This window comes from Sphingomonas echinoides (genome assembly GCF_029623395.1).
Classification (GTDB): Bacteria; Pseudomonadota; Alphaproteobacteria; order Sphingomonadales; family Sphingomonadaceae; genus Sphingomonas; species Sphingomonas echinoides_A.
Genome location: NZ_JAPYKK010000007.1, coordinates 116,950 through 133,175 on the forward strand (window position 1 = coordinate 116,950; position 16,226 = coordinate 133,175).

The window sequence follows — 16,226 nt, forward strand, 5'->3', positions numbered from 1 at the left end:
TCCTGTGTTTACTTGCCCGCGCGGCTCTTGTCGCGAATCGCACGGAATTCGGCGGTGCTGTACCAGTTCGGCCAGCGCGTCCCATCCGCCAATGCACGGCCCAAACCGTAATACAGCGTCAGATCCTCGACCGCCCCCGACCAGTCCCACGCCGCATTATATTCGTCCTGCGGCTTGTGATAGCGATGCACGATATAGTCCTCGGTCGCCGCATGACCAGCCGCGGTCCCGCCAACGCGCAAATCCTCGCCCGATTCGCCGTAGAACATCGGCACGCCGGCCCGCGCGAACGCGAAATGGTCCGAGCGGAAATAGCTGCCGCGCTCGGGGTTGGGCTCAGGCTTCACGACCCGGTCCTGCGCAGTGACGAGCGTCTTCATCATGTCCTCGAGCTCGGACTTGCCCGCGCCCGTCACGACGAAGTCCTTCGCGCGACCGACGACGTTCAATCCATCCATGTTCACGCCCCCGACGGTCTGCGCCATCGGGTAGATCGGATGTTCGGCATAATAACGCGCGCCGAGTAGCCCGCATTCCTCGCACGTCACCGCAAGGAACACTTCGGACCGCCGTGCGGGGCCTGCCTTGATGTTTGCTTCGGCCAACGCGACCAGCCCGGCGACCCCGCTGGCGTTATCCAGCGCGCCATTGCAGATATCGTCGCCATCGACCGGATCGCACCGCCCGAGATGGTCCCAATGCGCGGTGTAGAAGACATATTCGCTCGGCGCGCCGCCTTGCCCCTTGGGCTTGCCGGGCAGGATGCCGACGACGTTCCTGGACGCCTGCCGCTTGATCGTGTTGTCGAACGACGCCGACGCGGTCACGCCCAGCGGCACCGCCTTGAACCCCTTAACCTTGGCCGCTTTGTTGAGCGCATCAAAATCCTGCCCCGCGCTCGCGAACAACGCGCGCGCCTTGTCGAGCTGGATCCAGCCGATCGCTTGGCTCTGGTCGGCATGGTCGCCCTTCTCGTCGAGCTCGAGCTGCGGCCCGGTCCAGCTCGACTGGACGACGCCCCAGCCATAGGCCGCAGGCGCGGTCTCGTGGACGATCAGCGCGCCCGCAGCACCATGCCGCGCGGCTTCCTCGAACTTGTAGGTCCAGCGCCCGTAATAGGTCATTGCGCGGCCTTCGAACGGTCCGGTGTTGGTCGGGGTCTGCCAGTCGGGATCGTTGACGAGGATGACGACGGTCTTGCCGCGCACGTCGACGCCCGCATAATCGTCCCACCCGCGCTCTGGCGCGGTGATGCCGTAGCCGACGAACACGACCGGGCTGTCCTTCAGGACGATCTTCGGCGTGACGCGGTAGGTCGCGAGCACCATGTCGCTGCGATAGGCGACGCTGACCGGGGTCTTGCCGCCCTTGAACGTCATCGGCGTGACGTTGGTCGCGGTCAGCTCGACCAGCGGCACGTCCTGGAACCACTTGCCGTTGTTGCCGGGCTTGAGCCCAGCCGCCTTGAAGCGTTCGACGATATAGTCAGTCGCCTTGGTCTCGCCCGGCGTGGTCGGCTTGCGGCCCTCGAACGCGTCGGAGGACAGCGTCTTGGTCACGTCCTTGAGCGTCTCGACCGAAATCGCGGGTGCGGGCTTGGTCGTCTGGGCGGCAAGCTGTTGCGGCAGCAACACCAACATAACGCCAAATCCAAGTGTTTCGAAGCTCTTCACCGGCACGTCACCCCCTGTTGCTTGATCGCCGTTCTGACAGCCTCCCGTGCCGGGCGCAACACGACCGGCAGGCGGGTTGGCGGACCGAAATTGCCTGCTATTGTCCGCCGCGGGGGAGATGTAGGGATGCATAAATACTTTATCGCGGCAACGTTGCTGGCGTCTGCCACAACGCCGCTGCAGGCCGCGAGCGAGGCGGCAAAGAAATTTGGGGCGCGCGACGAAATCCAGCAAATCAGCCTGTCGCCCGATGGGAAGCGCTTCGTCGCGGTCGTAGCGGACGCCGGGCGCGGCTATCGCGCGATGGTGTTCACGATCGTAGCAGAGACGCCGCCAGTCACCGTGCTCGCGTCAAACGGGGACAAGGAACATCTCGATTACTGCCAATGGTCCGATAACAGCCGGCTGATCTGCGGATTCAGCGTCATCACGGGAGGCGTGCGGGACATGCTCGGCTTCAACCGCATCGTGACGCTCGGCGCGGACGGCAAGGATCTCAAGCTGCTGAGCGCGCGGACGAGTATGGATGCGTCCGGCCCCATGCAGAATGGCGGCCGCATCATCGACTGGCAGGGCAATGCGGAGGGCAGCACCGTGTTGATGACGCGTCAGTTCCTTGCGACAACCAGCACCGGAGCGCTCCTTGCAGTGGAAAACCCGGGCATGGGCGTCGAACAGGTCGACCCTGTCACACTCCGACGGCAGACGGTCGAGAAACCACGATCCACCGCGCGCGAATACATCGCCGATGGCCAGGGGCACGTCCGCATCATGGGCCTGCAGCCGACCACAGGAGAAGGGTACAGCGGCACAAGGACGCTCTACCAATATCGCAAGCCCGGCGTCAGCACCTGGCTTCCGCTCAGCACCGTCACGCGCGACTCACAAAGTGGGCGAGGGTTCGATCCCTATGCGGTCGATCCGGCGCTCAACGTCACGTACGGTTTTGATGTGCAGGACGGACGCAGGGCGCTGTTCAAGATCGCACTGGATGGCAGCCTCAAACGCGATCTGGTGTTCGCGCGACCCGACGTCGATGTCGACGGGCTGATTCAGGTCGGACGGCAGCACCGCGTCGTTGGCGCTACCTATGCCACCGATAAGCGGCAGGTCGAATTCTTTGATCCGGAATTGAAGAAGCTCGGCGCAAGTCTCGCCAAGGCGCTCCCCAAGACGCCGCTCGTCCGCTTCGTCGATGCAAGCGCGGACGAATCGAAGCTGCTGCTGTGGACCGGCAGCGATATCGACTCCGGCGGCTATGCCCTGTTCGACAAGAAGACGCGGCGTCTGGACGGGCTGCTCCGCTCGCGTCCGCCGCTTGACGGCGTCACGCTCGCGCCGGTCAAGGCGATCACCTTCCCTGCAGCGGACGGCACGCCGATCCCCGCCTATCTCACACTGCCGGTCGGCAGCACCGGGAAGAACATCCCCGCGATCGTCATGCCGCACGGCGGTCCGAGCGCGCGCGACGAATGGGGGTTCGACTGGCTCGCACAATTCTTCGCCGCGCGTGGCTACGCGGTGCTCCAACCCAATTACCGGGGGTCGGCGGGGTATGGCGACAGCTGGTTCAGCGAGAACGGCTTCAAAGCGTGGCGGACCGCGATCGGCGACGTCAACGACGGTGGGCGCTGGCTGGTCAAGGAAGGGGTCGCCGCCCCGTCGACGCTCGCGATCGTCGGCTGGTCCTACGGAGGCTATGCCGCGTTGCAGTCGGCGGTGCTCGACCCGACGCTGTTCAAGGCGATCGTCGCGATCGCGCCGGTGACCGATCTCGACACGTTGCGGCACGAGCATGACACGTACATGGACTATAATCTGGTCGACGCCTTCATTGGCAAGGGGCCGCATGTCCGCCAGGGGTCGCCCGCGCAGAACGCCGACAAGATCACCGTGCCCGTGCTCATGTTCCACGGCGACCTCGACCAGAATGTCGGCATCGGTGAATCCCGCCTGATGGCGAACCGGTTGCGCGCGGCGGGGAAGAAAGTCGAACTGGTGGAATTCAAGGGGCTCGCGCATTCGCTCGACGATAGCGAAGCCCGGACGACGCTGCTCGACCGCAGCGACATGTTCCTGCGCGCAACGATGGGGATCCAGTAGCGGGTCTTGTCCTAGCTACCCCCACCCCCACTCCGTTCGGGCTGAGCGCAGTCGAAGCCTCCTCTCCACGAACCTTAGCCTGTCTTGCGGGCGACCCTTCGACTGCGCTCTGGGCGAACGGGGAGGGGGAAAGGAAGCGCAACGAAAAAGGGCGGCCCCAGCGGGACCGCCCTTTCCGTCGCCACAGATCAGAAGATCAGCGCGAGTAGAATTCGACCACCAGGTTCGGTTCCATCTTCACCGGGTATGGCACTTCGTCGAGCGACGGAACGCGCGTGAAGGTGACCTTGGCCGCGCCGTCCGGTGCGACGTAATCGGGGATGTCGCGCTCGGCGAGCTGCTGCGCTTCGAGCACCAGCGCCATTTCCTTGGCCTTGTCGCCCAGCGTGATCTCGTCACCCACGAAGCAGCGACGCGATGCGATGTTGCACTTCACGCCGTTGACGCGGACGTGGCCGTGAGAAACGAGCTGACGTGCCGCCCAGACGGTCGGTGCGAACTTCGCGCGATACACGATCATGTCGAGACGCTGCTCGAGCAGGCCGATCAGGTTCTGGCCGGTGTCGCCCTTCATGCGGGCTGCTTCGGTGTAGCAGGCGCGGAACTGCTTCTCGGTCACGTCGCCATAATAGCCCTTGAGCTTCTGCTTGGCGCGGAGCTGGATACCGAAGTCGGAGACCTTGCCCTTGCGGCGCTGGCCGTGCTGGCCGGGGCCGTATTCGCGCTTGTTGACGGGCGACTTGGGACGACCCCAGATGTTCTCGCCCATCCGGCGATCGAGCTTGTACTTTGCGCTGCTACGCTTCGACATGATGAATTCCTTGCAAGTGCCAATAACAAGACCAACGCCGCGGGGTACGCTTTGCTGATCGATACCCGGTCATCGCTCCGCCTGACCCGAGGGTCTGGTCGGGGCCACCGCTTCACCGGGGTGCGGGGCCTTTTGCGAGGTCGGGCGGTTAGCCGGGGATCGCGCAGGAGTCAAGGTGGCCCGAGTCGCTGGACACGTTGCGCGGACCGCGCCAAGGGCTTGGTATGACCGATCCGATCCTCCCCGGCCCCGACTGCACGACGATGATCGAGGTGCGTGCAGGCGTCGACTCGCTCGACCGCGAGCTCGTGGCGCTGCTTGCGCGGCGCTTCGCTTATATGGACGCCGCCGCCCGCATCAAACCCGAACGCGGCGCGGTGCGCGACGAGGCGCGCAAGGCGCAGGTCATTGCCAACGCCTGCGCCGAAGCGCGTGCGGCAGGCGTGCCCGAGGCGGTCGTAGCGGATTTGTGGGAGCGGCTGGTGGAAGCGTCGATCGCGTACGAACTGGCGGCCTTCGATCGGCGCTGAGCGCGGCAATAGACATCCGCGCGCAGCGCAAAACACCCTTCCACCCTTGCTTAGCGCCTTTGCGCCTTTGCGCCTTTGCGAGATCAAACTCTTCTTCTCGAACGCCCGAGAAGAGATACTCTCGCAAAGGCGCAAAGGCGCTAAGAAGAAGTCTCTTTGCCGGGACGAGCCCGGGACGACGGCCTTCGCTTACGTCCGCGGCTTTTTCCCGGCGAGCGAACTGAGCACCCCCCGCATCGTCCGCACTTCCTGCGTCGACCAGCCGGGCTTGGTGAGCAACGTCCGCAAGGTCCGCCGCGTCACCGGCGTGCGCGCCGGCGGGAAGAAGAAGTCGCTTTCCTCGAGCATCGCATCGAGCTGCGCGATCATCCCGTCGAGCTCCTCCTGCGGTGCCGGGAGCGGCATGTCGACTTCGGGCGGGCTCGCGAGCGCGACGCCCTTGGACCATTCGTAGGCGACCAGGATCACCGCCTGCGCGAGGTTGAGCGAGCCGAACTCGGGATTGATCGGCACGGTAATGATGCTCCGCGCGACCGCGACATCGTCGGTCTCGAGCCCGGACCGCTCAGGCCCGAACAGGATCGCGGAGCGCCCTGCAGTGGCGTGGATCGCCTGCGCGGCGGCTTCGGGGGTAACGACAGGCTTGGTCACGCCGCGTTTGCGCACGGTGGTCGCATACACGTGCGCGCAATCCGCAATCGCGTCGGCGACCGTCTCGAACACCTTCGCCTGTTCGAGCACGATATCCGCGCCCGACGCGGCGGGGCCTGCGCTCGGGTTGGGCCAGCCGTCGCGTGGGGACACGAGCCGCATCTCGGTCAGCCCGAAATTGAGCATCGCGCGTGCCGCCTTGCCGATGTTCTCGCCGAGTTGGGGGCGAACGAGGACAAGGACGGGGGGTGGGGCGAGCGCGGTTTTGGGCGTTCCGCCTGGGGCGGTGCTTCGACTTCGCTCAGCACGAACGGATGGAGGAGTGTCCAACGGAACGGCGTCCACCTGTTCATCCGTTTTCGTTACGCTCTCCACTTCTTCCGTTCGCCCTGAGCGAAGTCGAAGGGCCCTCTCCGTGGGCGGTATCGCGGCCTCGTGCAGCGCCTGCCAGTCCGAACGCATCAGAGCTTCCTTCTTGGCGCGGGTCCAGCCCTTGATCTGGCGCTCCGCTTCAAGCGCCTCGATCCGCGACGGGCAATCCTGTGACCACGCTAGTGTTACGGGTCGCCGGTCATGCGTATAGCCCTCTATCGCGCCCGCATTGTGTTGCCCGATGCGCTGCTCGAGATTGTCGGTATGACCGGTGTAGTAGCTGCCATCGGCGCAGCGCAGTATGTAGACCCAGAAGCTCATTGCGCAGCCCTATCCCTCGATACGCCATCTCGACAAGCTCGATGGCTACTCGGGACGAACGGAGGTGTGTGAAACGAGGGGGGGGGGAACCAGAGGCAAACGCTCCGCTCCTACCCCTTCCCCACCTCGCTCACAGTCCCCGCAAACTCCTCGAAGTCGCGAGCCTCACGGAAGTCCTTGTAGACGCTCGCAAACCGGATGTAGGCGACCGAATCGAGCCCCTTCAGCCCCTCCATCACCATCTCCCCGATCCGGCCCGAGCGCACTTCGTTCTCACCCAGCGTCTCCAGTTGGCGCTGGATCCCGGACACCAGCTTCTCCAGCTGCACCGCCTCGATCGGGCGCTTGCGCGCCGCGATCGAGACCGAGCGCAGCAGCTTCTCGCGGTCGAACGGCTCGCGCTTCAAACCGGCGCCCTCGCTCTTCACCACGGTCAGCTCGCGCAACTGTATTCGCTCGAACGTGGTGAAGCGCGCGCCGCAGCCCTCGCATTGCCGCCGCCGCCGGATCGCGCCTGCATCCTCGGTCGGACGCGAATCCTTTACCTGACTGTCTTCATGGCCGCAGAAGGGACAGCGCAATCACAGACCCTCGGGATAGATCGGGAAGCGGGCGCACAAGGTGCGGACACGCTCGCGGACATTGGCCTCGACCTTCGGGTCGCCCTGCTCGCCATGCTCGCGCAAGCCACCAAGCACGTCGGCGATCATGTTGCCGATCTCGCGGAACTCCGCGGGGCCGAACCCGCGCGTCGTGCCGGCAGGCGAGCCGACGCGGATTCCGCTGGTCTTGGTCGGCGGAAGCGGATCGTTGGGGATGCCGTTCTTGTTGCAGGTGATGCCCGCGCGCTCGAGCGCCTCGTCGGCGTCCTTGCCGGTCACGCCCAGCGGGGTGAGATCGATCAGCGCGAGATGCGTGTCGGTGCCGCCCGAGACGACCTCCGCACCGCGCTCCTTGAGCGTGGCGGCGAGGACCTTGGCGTTCTCGATCACCGCGGCGATGTAGCTCTTGTAGCCGGGCTGGAGCGCCTCGCCGAACGCAACTGCCTTGGCGGCAATGACGTGCATCAGCGGGCCACCCTGCAGCCCAGGGAACACCGCCGAGTTGAACTTTTTGCCGAGCGCCTCGTCATTGCTGAGGATCATCCCGCCGCGCGGACCGCGCAGCGTCTTGTGCGTGGTCGTGGTGACGACATGCGCGTGCGGCAGCGGCGACGGATGCAGCCCGGCCGCGACCAGCCCCGAGAAATGCGCCATATCGACGAGAAAATACGCGCCGACCTCATCCGCGATCGCGCGGAACTTGGCGAAATCGATCTGGCGCGGATAGGCCGAGCCGCCCGCAATGATCAGCTTAGGCTTGTGCTCGCGCGCCAGCGCCGCGACCTCGTCGAAGTCGATCAGGTGGCTGACCGGATCGACGCCATATTGCACCGCATTGAACCACTTGCCCGACATTGCAGCGCGCGCCCCGTGCGTCAGGTGCCCGCCTGCATCGAGGCTCATGCCAAGAATCGTCTCGCCCGGCTTGACCAACGCGAGCATCACCGCGCCGTTCGCCTGCGCGCCGGAGTGCGGCTGAACGTTGACATAGGCGCAGCCGAACAGTGCCTTGGCGCGGTCGATCGCGAGCTGCTCGACCACGTCGGAGGGCGCGCAGCCCTGATAGTAGCGCTTACCCGGATAGCCCTCGGCATATTTGTTGGTGAACACTGATCCCTGCGCCTGCAACACCGCCTTGGAGACGATGTTCTCGCTCGCGATCAACTCGATCTGCGTCTGTTCGCGCGTCAGTTCCTGCGCGATCGCGCCGAAGACGGCGGCGTCGGCATCGGTCAGGCCCTGCGTAAAGAAGCCGTCGGGCTGGACGTCGTGAAGCTGGTTGGGGTTGGTGCTCATGCCGGTTCTTTCACGAAAACGGGGGCGCCGAGTTTCTCGACGCGGGGTTGATGACGGCCACCGGCAAACGCGGTGGCAAGAAAAGCGGAGATGCAAGCGCGGGCCATATCCTCGCCGACGAGGCGGGCGCCCATCGCGATGACGGTGGCATCATTGTGTTCGCGTGCCAACGCGGCGGACAACGGCTCGGACACGAGCGCACAGCGCACCGCCGGGTTGCGGTTGACCGCGATCGAAATCCCGATCCCCGAACCACACAGCGCGATCCCGCGTTCGGCACGCCCGTCCGCAACCGCGGCGGCGAGGGCAAAACCGTAATCGGGATAATCGACGCGCGCATCGCTGTCGGGGCCCAGGTCGAGCACGTCATGGCCCAAGTCGGCAAGCCAGCCGGCCAGCCCCTGCTTGAGCGCAAAGGCGGCATGATCGGATGCGATGGCGATGCGCAAAGCGGCACGCGCTCCCAAGAAAGAGCCCATAGGGGCAGGTTGGATGACCGCGCCCATACCGCCGCGACCGTCGAATTGCCACAGCGAACCACGATTCCTGAAACAATTCGCCCAAATCGACGGGACAGGCGATTGCCGCGCGCGTGTTGCCGGGCTACGCCGTTGGACGTGACGGATTTCCCGCCCGATGCTGCAGCAGCCTCCGCCCCGGCACCACGGCCGGGCAGCGAATCGCCCGAGGCGATGGCGCGGGCGCGGCTGGTCGAGGCGCTGGTACGGACCGGTGAAGAAGACCGTGTCGCATTCCGGGATTTGTATTCCCTGACGTCTGCGAAGCTTTTCGGGATTTGCTACCGTATCTGCGGCGAAAGGCAGGCAGCGGAAGACGTGTTGCACGACGTATATCTCACGATCTGGAAGCGGGCCGGGGCGTACGAACCCTCGCGCGCCAGCCCGATCACGTGGCTCGCCACGATCGCGCGCAACCGCGCGATCGACTGGCAGCGCGCGCAGACCGTCCGCCGCTCGACCCCGATCGAGGACGCGCCGGAGATCCTCGACAAGGCCCCTCTCGTCAGCGAGACGATGCTCCACGACGAGCAAAGCCACCTGCTTCAGGAATGCCTCGACCTGCTAGAACAGCGGCAGCGTAGCGCGATCCACACTGCCTTCTTCGACGGTGTGACCTATGCCGAATTGGCCGAACGCCAGAATATCCCGCTTGGCACGATGAAGAGCTGGGTACGTCGTGGGCTCGCCCGGTTGCGCGAGTGTCTCGAGCGATGACCGACTCGCGACACCTCGAAATTCCGGGCGACGAAGGTCCCGACATGACGGCCGCCGAGCTCGCGCTGGGCGTGCTGGACGGCGACGAGCGTGCGCATGCGATGCGCCGTGTCCTGTCGGAACCGGGTTTTGCCCGCGCGGTCGAGCAATGGCGCGGATATCTTTCGCAGTTGTTCGATCTCTGGCCGGCACTGGCGGCACCGGACATCTTCCCGCGCATCGAACGCTCGATCGACCGGCTGTCCGGGGCAACAACCGTGGTTCACGCCCAACCGCGCGGCAGTCGCCTGTGGCCATCGCTGGCGGCGCTGTCGAGCATCGCGGCGGTCGGGTTGCTGATGATCCTGCTGCTCCGGCCGATTCCACTCCCGACCGTTCCGGAGCCGCGCCAGAACGTGCCCGTCACCGCGCCGCAGCCGACGCTCGTCGCGTCGCTCGAGCCAGATACCAAGGCGCTGCCGATGACGGTAGTCTACGACCAGGGCAGCGGTACGATCCGCCTGACCCAGTCGACGCTGGCCCGCGCCGATCGCAGTGCGCAACTGTGGGTGATCCCGGCAGATGGCACGCCGCGCTCGCTGGGTCTGTTGCAGGACCGTGGCGGCACCGCGTTGACGCTCAGTCCGATACTGCGCCGTCATCTGGCGGCAGGTGCGACGCTGGCCGTCTCGATCGAACCGCTGGGCGGCTCCAAGACCGGACTGCCGACCGGACCGGTCGTCGCAACGGGTGCACTCGCGCCGGTGTAACGTCGCGCGAGATTTAATTGCGCATCCGCCCCGTAACGATCGCCGTATCTCCTGCGTGTCCAGCCAAGGACGCGAAAACAGGAGAGCAGTCATGAACCGCATCATTCCAAGCGCCCTCGTCGCGGCCGCCGTCGCCATCAGCGGAGCATCGTTCGCGAGCGCGGCGACCAACCCGATGGTTGGCGGTGCAGCAATGTACGCCAACAAGAATATCGTCGAGAATGCCGTCAATTCCAAGGACCACACCACGCTGGTCGCTGCAGTCAAAGCCGCCGGCCTGGTCGACACGCTGTCGGGCCCCGGCCCCTTCACGGTATTCGCGCCGACCAACGCGGCCTTCGCCAAACTTCCCGCCGGCACCGTCGATACGCTGCTCAAGCCCGAGAACAAGGCGATGCTGACGTCGGTGCTGACCTACCATGTCGTTCCCGGCAAGATCACCGCGGCGGACATCGCGTCCAAAATCAAGGCGAACATGGGCAAGGCGACCTACACCACGGTGGAAGGTGGAACGTTGACCTTCGCAAAATCGGGCAAGAGCTACACGATTGCCGATGCCAAGGGTCACAGCGGAAGAGTCACCATCGCCAACGTGATGCAGTCGAACGGTGTGATTCATGTGATCGACACCGTTATGCTTCCCTAAAAAAAGCATGGTTCGGACGCATCCGCAGCCGGAATCGTTCGTATATTGATGTGCTAGGCGACGAGCCGATGCGTGTACCCGTTCGCTGGATCCCCTCCTTTGCGGCGAATGGTTGATTGTAAGGGACCTGCCGACCTCCTTTTGTCGGCAGGTCCTTCCCAATCCCCCGCAATATCGTCATGGAAGCGTCACCCGATCGTCGTAACGGCGTTGGCGCCGCCCGGTGCGCCATTATGCCGCGCGATCCGGCAGGAGAGTGTTGAAATGGCCATCGCGCTTCGATCCCCCAAGACGTCCGCTTCCAAGAATACCGCCGTGCGCAACGCGGTGCATCGGCATGACCATCTGTCCAAGCAGGGCTTGCTCGAACGTGCGTTCACTTTCGCGTTTCGCGGCTTGGTGTATGCGCAGATCTGGGAAGATCCCGCGGTCGACATGGAAGCGCTCGCGATCACGCCGGACTGCCGCATCGTCACGATCGCGTCGGGCGGATGCAACGTGCTGTCGTACCTGACCGCCAACCCGCAGGCGATCACCGCGGTCGACCTCAACACCGCGCACATCGCGCTCAACAAGCTCAAGCTTGTCGCAGCGCGGCATTTGCCGAGCTACGAGGCGTTCCACCGCTTCTTCGCCACCGCCAATTCTCGCGCGAACGTGATGGCGTATCGCACCTATATCCGCCCGCATCTCGACGAGACGACGCTCGCTTACTGGGAAGGCCGCGACATGATCGGACGCCGCCGGATCGGCGGGTTTTCGAAGAACGTCTACAAGCGCGGGTTGCTCGGTAATTTCATCGGTGTGGCGCATCTGCTCGCGCGGTTGAACGGCGTGAACCCCAAGGTGCTGCTCGAAGCCAAGTCGATCGAGGAACAGCGCGAGATCTTTGACCGCGAGTTGGCGCCGTTCTTCGACAAGGCGGTGGTCAAGTGGATCACCGACCATCCCGCGTCGCTGTTCGGCCTTGGCATTCCACCTGCGCAGTATGAAGCGCTGGCCGGTGACGAAAAGATGGCGGTGGTTCTACGCGCTCGGCTCGAGAAGCTCGCCTGCGATTTCGACATCAAGGACAATTATTTTGCCTGGCAGGCGTTCGGGCGTGGCTATGGCAAAGGCGAGTCCGCGCCTCTTCCGCCCTATCTGCAGCGCGACCATTATGCCGAGATCGTCGATCGCGCCGAGCGGATCGAGGTCCGCCACGTCAACTTCACCGAACATCTCCGCGCGCAGGACGATGCCTCGCAGGATCGTTACATCCTGCTCGATGCCCAGGACTGGATGACCGACGAGCAGCTCACCGATTTGTGGACGCAGATCACGCGGACCGCGAAGCCGGGGTCGCGCGTGCTGTTCCGCACCGCCGGCATTGCGACGATCCTGCCCGGCCGCGTGCCGGACGCGATTCTGGCGAAGTGGGATTATCGCACCGAGGACTCGCTGGATTATACCAAACGCGATCGCTCCTCGATCTATGGCGGCGTTCACCTCTACGTCCTGGCGTGACCCAGCCGACCGGCCACGCGGGGCATATGGATGCGATCTACCGGTCGCAGCGCCATATCTATGACCTGACGCGCAAATATTACCTGCTGGGGCGCGACGCGCTGATCGCCGGGATCGCGCCGCCACCAAGCGGGCTGGTGCTGGAAGTCGGGTGCGGCACCGGTCGCAACCTGATCGCAGCCGCGCGTGCCTATCCCAACGCGCGCTATTTCGGGATCGATATCTCATCCGCGATGCTGGAGACCGCACGCGCAAAGATCGCTGCGGCTGGGTTGTCGCACCGGATCGAGCTCGCACAAGGCGACGCGACTGCGTTCGACTCGACCGCGCTGTTCGGGGTGCAGGCATTCGACCGCGTGTTCCAGAGCTATACGCTGTCGATGATTCCCGATTGGCAGGGCGCTTTGCGCGAAGCGGCAGGCAAGCTTGCGCCGGGTGGGCGGCTCGACATCGTCGATTTCGGCCAGCAGGAGGGGTTGCCGCGCCCGTTCCAGGTGATGCTGTTTGCCTGGCTGGCCAAGTTCGACGTCACGCCGCGCGCAGCCCTCCCCGACGCGGTCCGCGCGACCGCGCGCGAACATGGACTGATCGGGCGGTTTGCGTCGCTGCGCCGCGGGTACGCGTGGAGTGCTTCGCTTAGCAGAGTATGAGGGGCAGAGTATGAGGGGCCGACGATGACGCCAAACGCAACCCCGCCCGTCTTGCCCCGCTGGCTCGGCCTCGCCGGGCTGCTGCCACAACTCGCGGCGGTGGCGGTGGTGTTCGGTGGCGACACGTCCCTGCACTTTTCGGCGATCGCGCTCGGCTATGCCTATGCCGCGCTGATCCTGAGTTTCCTTGGCGGATTGTGGTGGGGGATCGCGGCAGCTGCACCCAAGCAGCCCGAGTGGATTTGGGTGGCGGCGGTGGTCCCGTCGCTGATCGCGCTTGCGAGCGCGATCCCCTGGGCGATCGGCACGCCGTGGCCCGGGCCATCTCTGGTGGTGCTCGGCGTCGCGCTGATCAGCGCGCTCGGGGTCGATCTGACGCTTTCACGGCAGGGTTTGGTGCCTGCGTGGTGGATGAGCCTGCGCCTGCCGCTGTCGCTCGGGCTGGGCGGGCTCACATTGCTGCTGGCGTTGGGCTGACGTCACTCCCGCGTCGTCCCGGCTTCGCCGACGAGGGTGGGATCGGGCTCAATGGCCGAAGAGCAACCACAGCACGATGATCACCGGGATCGGCACCCCGATCAGCCACAGAATACAGCCTTTACCCATTACGCGTCCTCTCTAATGACGGAAACGTAACGGGTTGATCAAAAAGCGGTTCCGCCTGCCGGGACGAAGTCCAGCGACGTCCGGGGCAGCGGGACCCGCCCCCCACAATCGTCATTCCCGCGAAGGCGGGAATCCATTGGGGCAGCGCCGGGCCGTTACAGCCGCTCGCCAGTATGGATTTCCGCCTCCGCGGAGATGACGAACGAGTAAGAGACGGTAGCTTCCCGCCAATCACGCAGCCTTGCGCAACTCCAGCCGGCTCCAGATCTCCACCAGAGCATCGGTCAGGTCGCGCATCATGCCTGCGTCATGTGCCGGGCCGGGTGTGAAGCGCAGCCGCTCGCTGCCACGCGGGACGGTCGGGTAGTTGATCGGCTGGACGTACACGCCGTATTCGGCAAGCAGGATATCGCTGATCTTCTTGGCCTTGACCGGGTCTCCGACCATCAGCGGCACGATATGCGTGGTCGAGTTCATCACCGGCAACCCGGCTTCCGCGAACATCGCCTTCAGCGCCGCCGCAGCACGCTGCTGACCATCACGCTCGACGCTCGACGCCTTGAGATGCCGCACGCTCGCCAGCGCTCCCGCAACGAGGACCGGCGACAGCGACGTGGTGAAGATGAACCCCGGCGCATAGGAGCGGATCACGTCAACGATCGTCTGATCCGCCGCGATATAACCGCCCATCACGCCGAACGCCTTGCCGAGCGTGCCCTCGATGATCGTCAGCCGGTCGGCGATGCCCTCCCGGTCCGAAATGCCGCCGCCGCGCGGGCCGTACATGCCGACGGCATGGACTTCGTCCAGATACGTCAGCGCGCTATACTTGTCCGCCAGATCACAGATTTCGGCGATCGGGGCGACGTCGCCTTCCATCGAATAGACGCTCTCGAACGCGATCAGCTTGGGCGTGGTCGGGTCGACCGACGCGAGCAGTTCCTCGAGATGTGCCAGGTCGTTGTGGCGGAAGACGTGCTTCTCGCACCCCGAATTTCGGATCCCTGCGATCATCGAGGCGTGGTTGAGTTCGTCCGAGAAAATGATGCAGCCCGGCAGGATCTTGGCGAGCGTCGCCAGCGTCGCCTCGTTCGAGACATAGCCGCTGGTGAACAGCAAAGCGCCCTGCTTGCCGTGCAAGTCGGCAAGCTCATATTCGAGATCGACGTGATAATGCGTGTTGCCGCCGATGTTGCGCGTTCCGCCGGAACCCGCACCGACGTCGTGCAACGCCTCTTCCATCGCGCCGATGACCGCGGGATGCTGCCCCATCGCGAGATAGTCGTTCGAGCACCACACCGTGATCGGCTTGGGCCCGTTATGCCCGGCAAAGCAGCGCGCGTTGGGGAAAGCACCCTTGTTGCGCAGGATGTCGATGAAGACGCGGTAGCGGCCTTCGACATGGAGGCGATCGATGGCTTGCGCGAAAATGCGCGAATAATCGACTCCGCGCGCGGATGTTTCCATGTCCATGCGGCCCAAATAGACCGCGTGCCCGCCAATTTCCAGCGCCTTCGCGCGATCAGTCTGATCGACGCGCTGATCGTCGCCACAACCTACAAAGTCTCGACTGTCCCCAGACCGTAACGCGCCAGTGTAGCGACGAGACTTGGCGATTGCGGCGCCCCGCCGGTAAAGACGGCAAGGCCGGGGCGTGGCGCGTCGGGCCAGAGCTGCCCTCGCGTTAGAAACGCGATCCGCCGCGCGATCCCGTCCGAACCGTCGACAAAGCGCACCGGATGTGGGGCTGCGGCCTGCAACTCGCGTTCGACTAGCGGGAAGTGCGTGCAGGCGTTGACGATCGTGTCGATTCGCGCGCCTTCCGGTTGGCGGAACAACCCGTCGAGGATCGCGGCATAGCGCGCGGGATCGGTCGCCTCGCCGCGGAGCTTGGCTTCGGCCAGCGAGACGAGGTCCGCCGATCCGTGCCGCAGCACGTGGCAGTCGCTTGCAAACCGCGCGGCGAGATCGTCGACATAAGGCTGGCGCACGGTCGCATCGGTACCCAGCACGCCGATCACGCGAGTCGCGCTGTGCAGCGCGGCGACCTTGATCGCGGGGACCGTCCCCACCACCGGCAAGTCGAGCGCGCTGCGCACCGCCGCCAGCGCGATCGTCGACGCGGTGTTGCACGCGATCACGATCAAGCGCGGGCGGTACCGCTCCGCCAGCCGCCCGAGCAACGCCGGAACCCGCGCGCCAATTTCCTGCTCGCTCTTGGTGCCGTACGGAAACCCCGCCGAGTCCGCGACATAGACCGCCGGCATCGCCGGCAGCAGCGCGCGGGCGGCCCCCAGCACCGACAATCCGCCGACACCGGAATCGAAGAACAGAACAGGTCGTGCATCCATCACGCCGTTCCTAGCCGCGGGACCGGAAATTACAAAACCATGGTGCGCGCGCCTGGGTTGGGTCCTGGGCCGCATCCTGATAGGGGTGCTTCAAACGAGGGGGCGAACCAAGAGTGCGGACGGA

Annotated in this window: 16 protein-coding genes; 8 read left to right on the plus strand and 8 right to left on the minus strand. The window is 65.0% G+C overall.

The window, feature by feature from the left end:
• Positions 1-8: 8 nt before the first annotated feature.
• Entirely contained in the window at positions 9-1,640 is a 1,632-nt protein-coding gene (locus QBJ92_RS06500; RefSeq protein ID WP_277968876.1) for a M28 family metallopeptidase, read from the minus strand.
• A 159-nt stretch (positions 1,641-1,799) separates the two neighbouring features.
• Here QBJ92_RS06500 and QBJ92_RS06505 point away from each other — a divergent pair, with 159 nt between their 5' ends.
• A complete protein-coding gene (locus QBJ92_RS06505) occupies positions 1,800-3,776 on the plus strand; it encodes an alpha/beta hydrolase family protein (protein ID WP_277968877.1) in 1,977 nt (658 codons plus the stop codon).
• Positions 3,777-3,972: 196 nt separating this feature from the next.
• On the opposite strand, the gene rpsD is transcribed toward QBJ92_RS06505, so the two are convergent.
• Positions 3,973-4,587, minus strand: a complete 615-nt coding sequence (gene rpsD, locus QBJ92_RS06510) for a 30S ribosomal protein S4 (RefSeq protein WP_010161826.1) — start codon at positions 4,585-4,587, stop codon at positions 3,973-3,975.
• A gap of 224 nt (positions 4,588-4,811) precedes the next feature.
• Between rpsD and QBJ92_RS06515 the strand changes: the two genes are divergently transcribed.
• Positions 4,812-5,117 (plus strand): chorismate mutase, encoded by a 306-nt coding sequence (locus QBJ92_RS06515; protein ID WP_277968878.1) that lies wholly within the window; start codon positions 4,812-4,814, stop codon positions 5,115-5,117.
• Positions 5,118-5,306: 189 nt separating this feature from the next.
• Here QBJ92_RS06515 and QBJ92_RS06520 read toward each other — a convergent pair whose 3' ends face one another.
• The 4 genes from QBJ92_RS06520 to rpiB form a co-directional block, all read right to left on the minus strand.
• Positions 5,307-6,461 (minus strand): TrmH family RNA methyltransferase, encoded by a 1,155-nt coding sequence (locus tag QBJ92_RS06520; RefSeq protein WP_277968879.1) that lies wholly within the window; start codon positions 6,459-6,461, stop codon positions 5,307-5,309.
• Positions 6,462-6,571: 110 nt separating this feature from the next.
• Positions 6,572-7,042 carry a transcriptional regulator NrdR gene (gene nrdR / locus QBJ92_RS06525; protein ID WP_277968880.1) on the minus strand — a complete coding sequence of 157 codons (471 nt, stop codon included), beginning with the start codon at positions 7,040-7,042 and terminating at the stop codon, positions 6,572-6,574.
• Positions 7,043-8,359 (minus strand): serine hydroxymethyltransferase, encoded by a 1,317-nt coding sequence (glyA, locus tag QBJ92_RS06530; protein ID WP_277968881.1) that lies wholly within the window; start codon positions 8,357-8,359, stop codon positions 7,043-7,045.
• Complete coding sequence (gene rpiB / locus QBJ92_RS06535) at positions 8,356-8,808, minus strand: ribose 5-phosphate isomerase B (RefSeq protein WP_277968882.1); 453 nt, start codon at positions 8,806-8,808, stop codon at positions 8,356-8,358. The genes glyA and rpiB overlap by 4 nt, the downstream gene beginning before the upstream one ends.
• 243 nt (positions 8,809-9,051) lie before the next feature.
• Here rpiB and QBJ92_RS06540 point away from each other — a divergent pair, with 243 nt between their 5' ends.
• The 6 genes from QBJ92_RS06540 to QBJ92_RS06565 all read left to right on the plus strand — a co-directional run bounded on the left by QBJ92_RS06540 (position 9,052) and on the right by QBJ92_RS06565 (position 13,622).
• Entirely contained in the window at positions 9,052-9,594 is a 543-nt protein-coding gene (locus QBJ92_RS06540) for a sigma-70 family RNA polymerase sigma factor (protein ID WP_277968909.1), read from the plus strand.
• On the plus strand, positions 9,591-10,343 hold the full coding sequence (locus QBJ92_RS06545; RefSeq protein WP_277968883.1) for an anti-sigma factor: 753 nt from the start codon (positions 9,591-9,593) through the stop codon (positions 10,341-10,343). Before QBJ92_RS06540 ends, QBJ92_RS06545 begins: the two co-directional genes overlap by 4 nt.
• A 91-nt stretch (positions 10,344-10,434) precedes the next feature.
• Positions 10,435-10,989, plus strand: a complete 555-nt coding sequence (locus tag QBJ92_RS06550) for a fasciclin domain-containing protein (RefSeq protein ID WP_277968884.1) — start codon at positions 10,435-10,437, stop codon at positions 10,987-10,989.
• A 264-nt stretch (positions 10,990-11,253) separates the two neighbouring features.
• Positions 11,254-12,495 carry a DUF3419 family protein gene (locus QBJ92_RS06555; protein WP_277968885.1) on the plus strand — a complete coding sequence of 414 codons (1,242 nt, stop codon included), beginning with the start codon at positions 11,254-11,256 and terminating at the stop codon, positions 12,493-12,495.
• Between the two features lie 26 nt (positions 12,496-12,521).
• Positions 12,522-13,145, plus strand: coding sequence for a class I SAM-dependent methyltransferase (locus tag QBJ92_RS06560; protein WP_277968910.1), 624 nt, complete (start codon positions 12,522-12,524; stop codon positions 13,143-13,145).
• A 24-nt stretch (positions 13,146-13,169) separates the two neighbouring features.
• Positions 13,170-13,622 (plus strand): DUF3429 domain-containing protein, encoded by a 453-nt coding sequence (locus tag QBJ92_RS06565; protein ID WP_277968886.1) that lies wholly within the window; start codon positions 13,170-13,172, stop codon positions 13,620-13,622.
• 360 nt (positions 13,623-13,982) lie between these two features.
• Here the strand turns inward: QBJ92_RS06565 and hemA are convergent, their stop codons facing one another.
• Positions 13,983-15,224 (minus strand): 5-aminolevulinate synthase, encoded by a 1,242-nt coding sequence (gene hemA, locus QBJ92_RS06570; RefSeq protein WP_277968887.1) that lies wholly within the window; start codon positions 15,222-15,224, stop codon positions 13,983-13,985.
• Between the two features lie 83 nt (positions 15,225-15,307).
• Positions 15,308-16,102 (minus strand): glutamate racemase, encoded by a 795-nt coding sequence (gene murI / locus QBJ92_RS06575; RefSeq protein ID WP_277968888.1) that lies wholly within the window; start codon positions 16,100-16,102, stop codon positions 15,308-15,310.
• Positions 16,103-16,226: the final 124 nt, after the last annotated feature.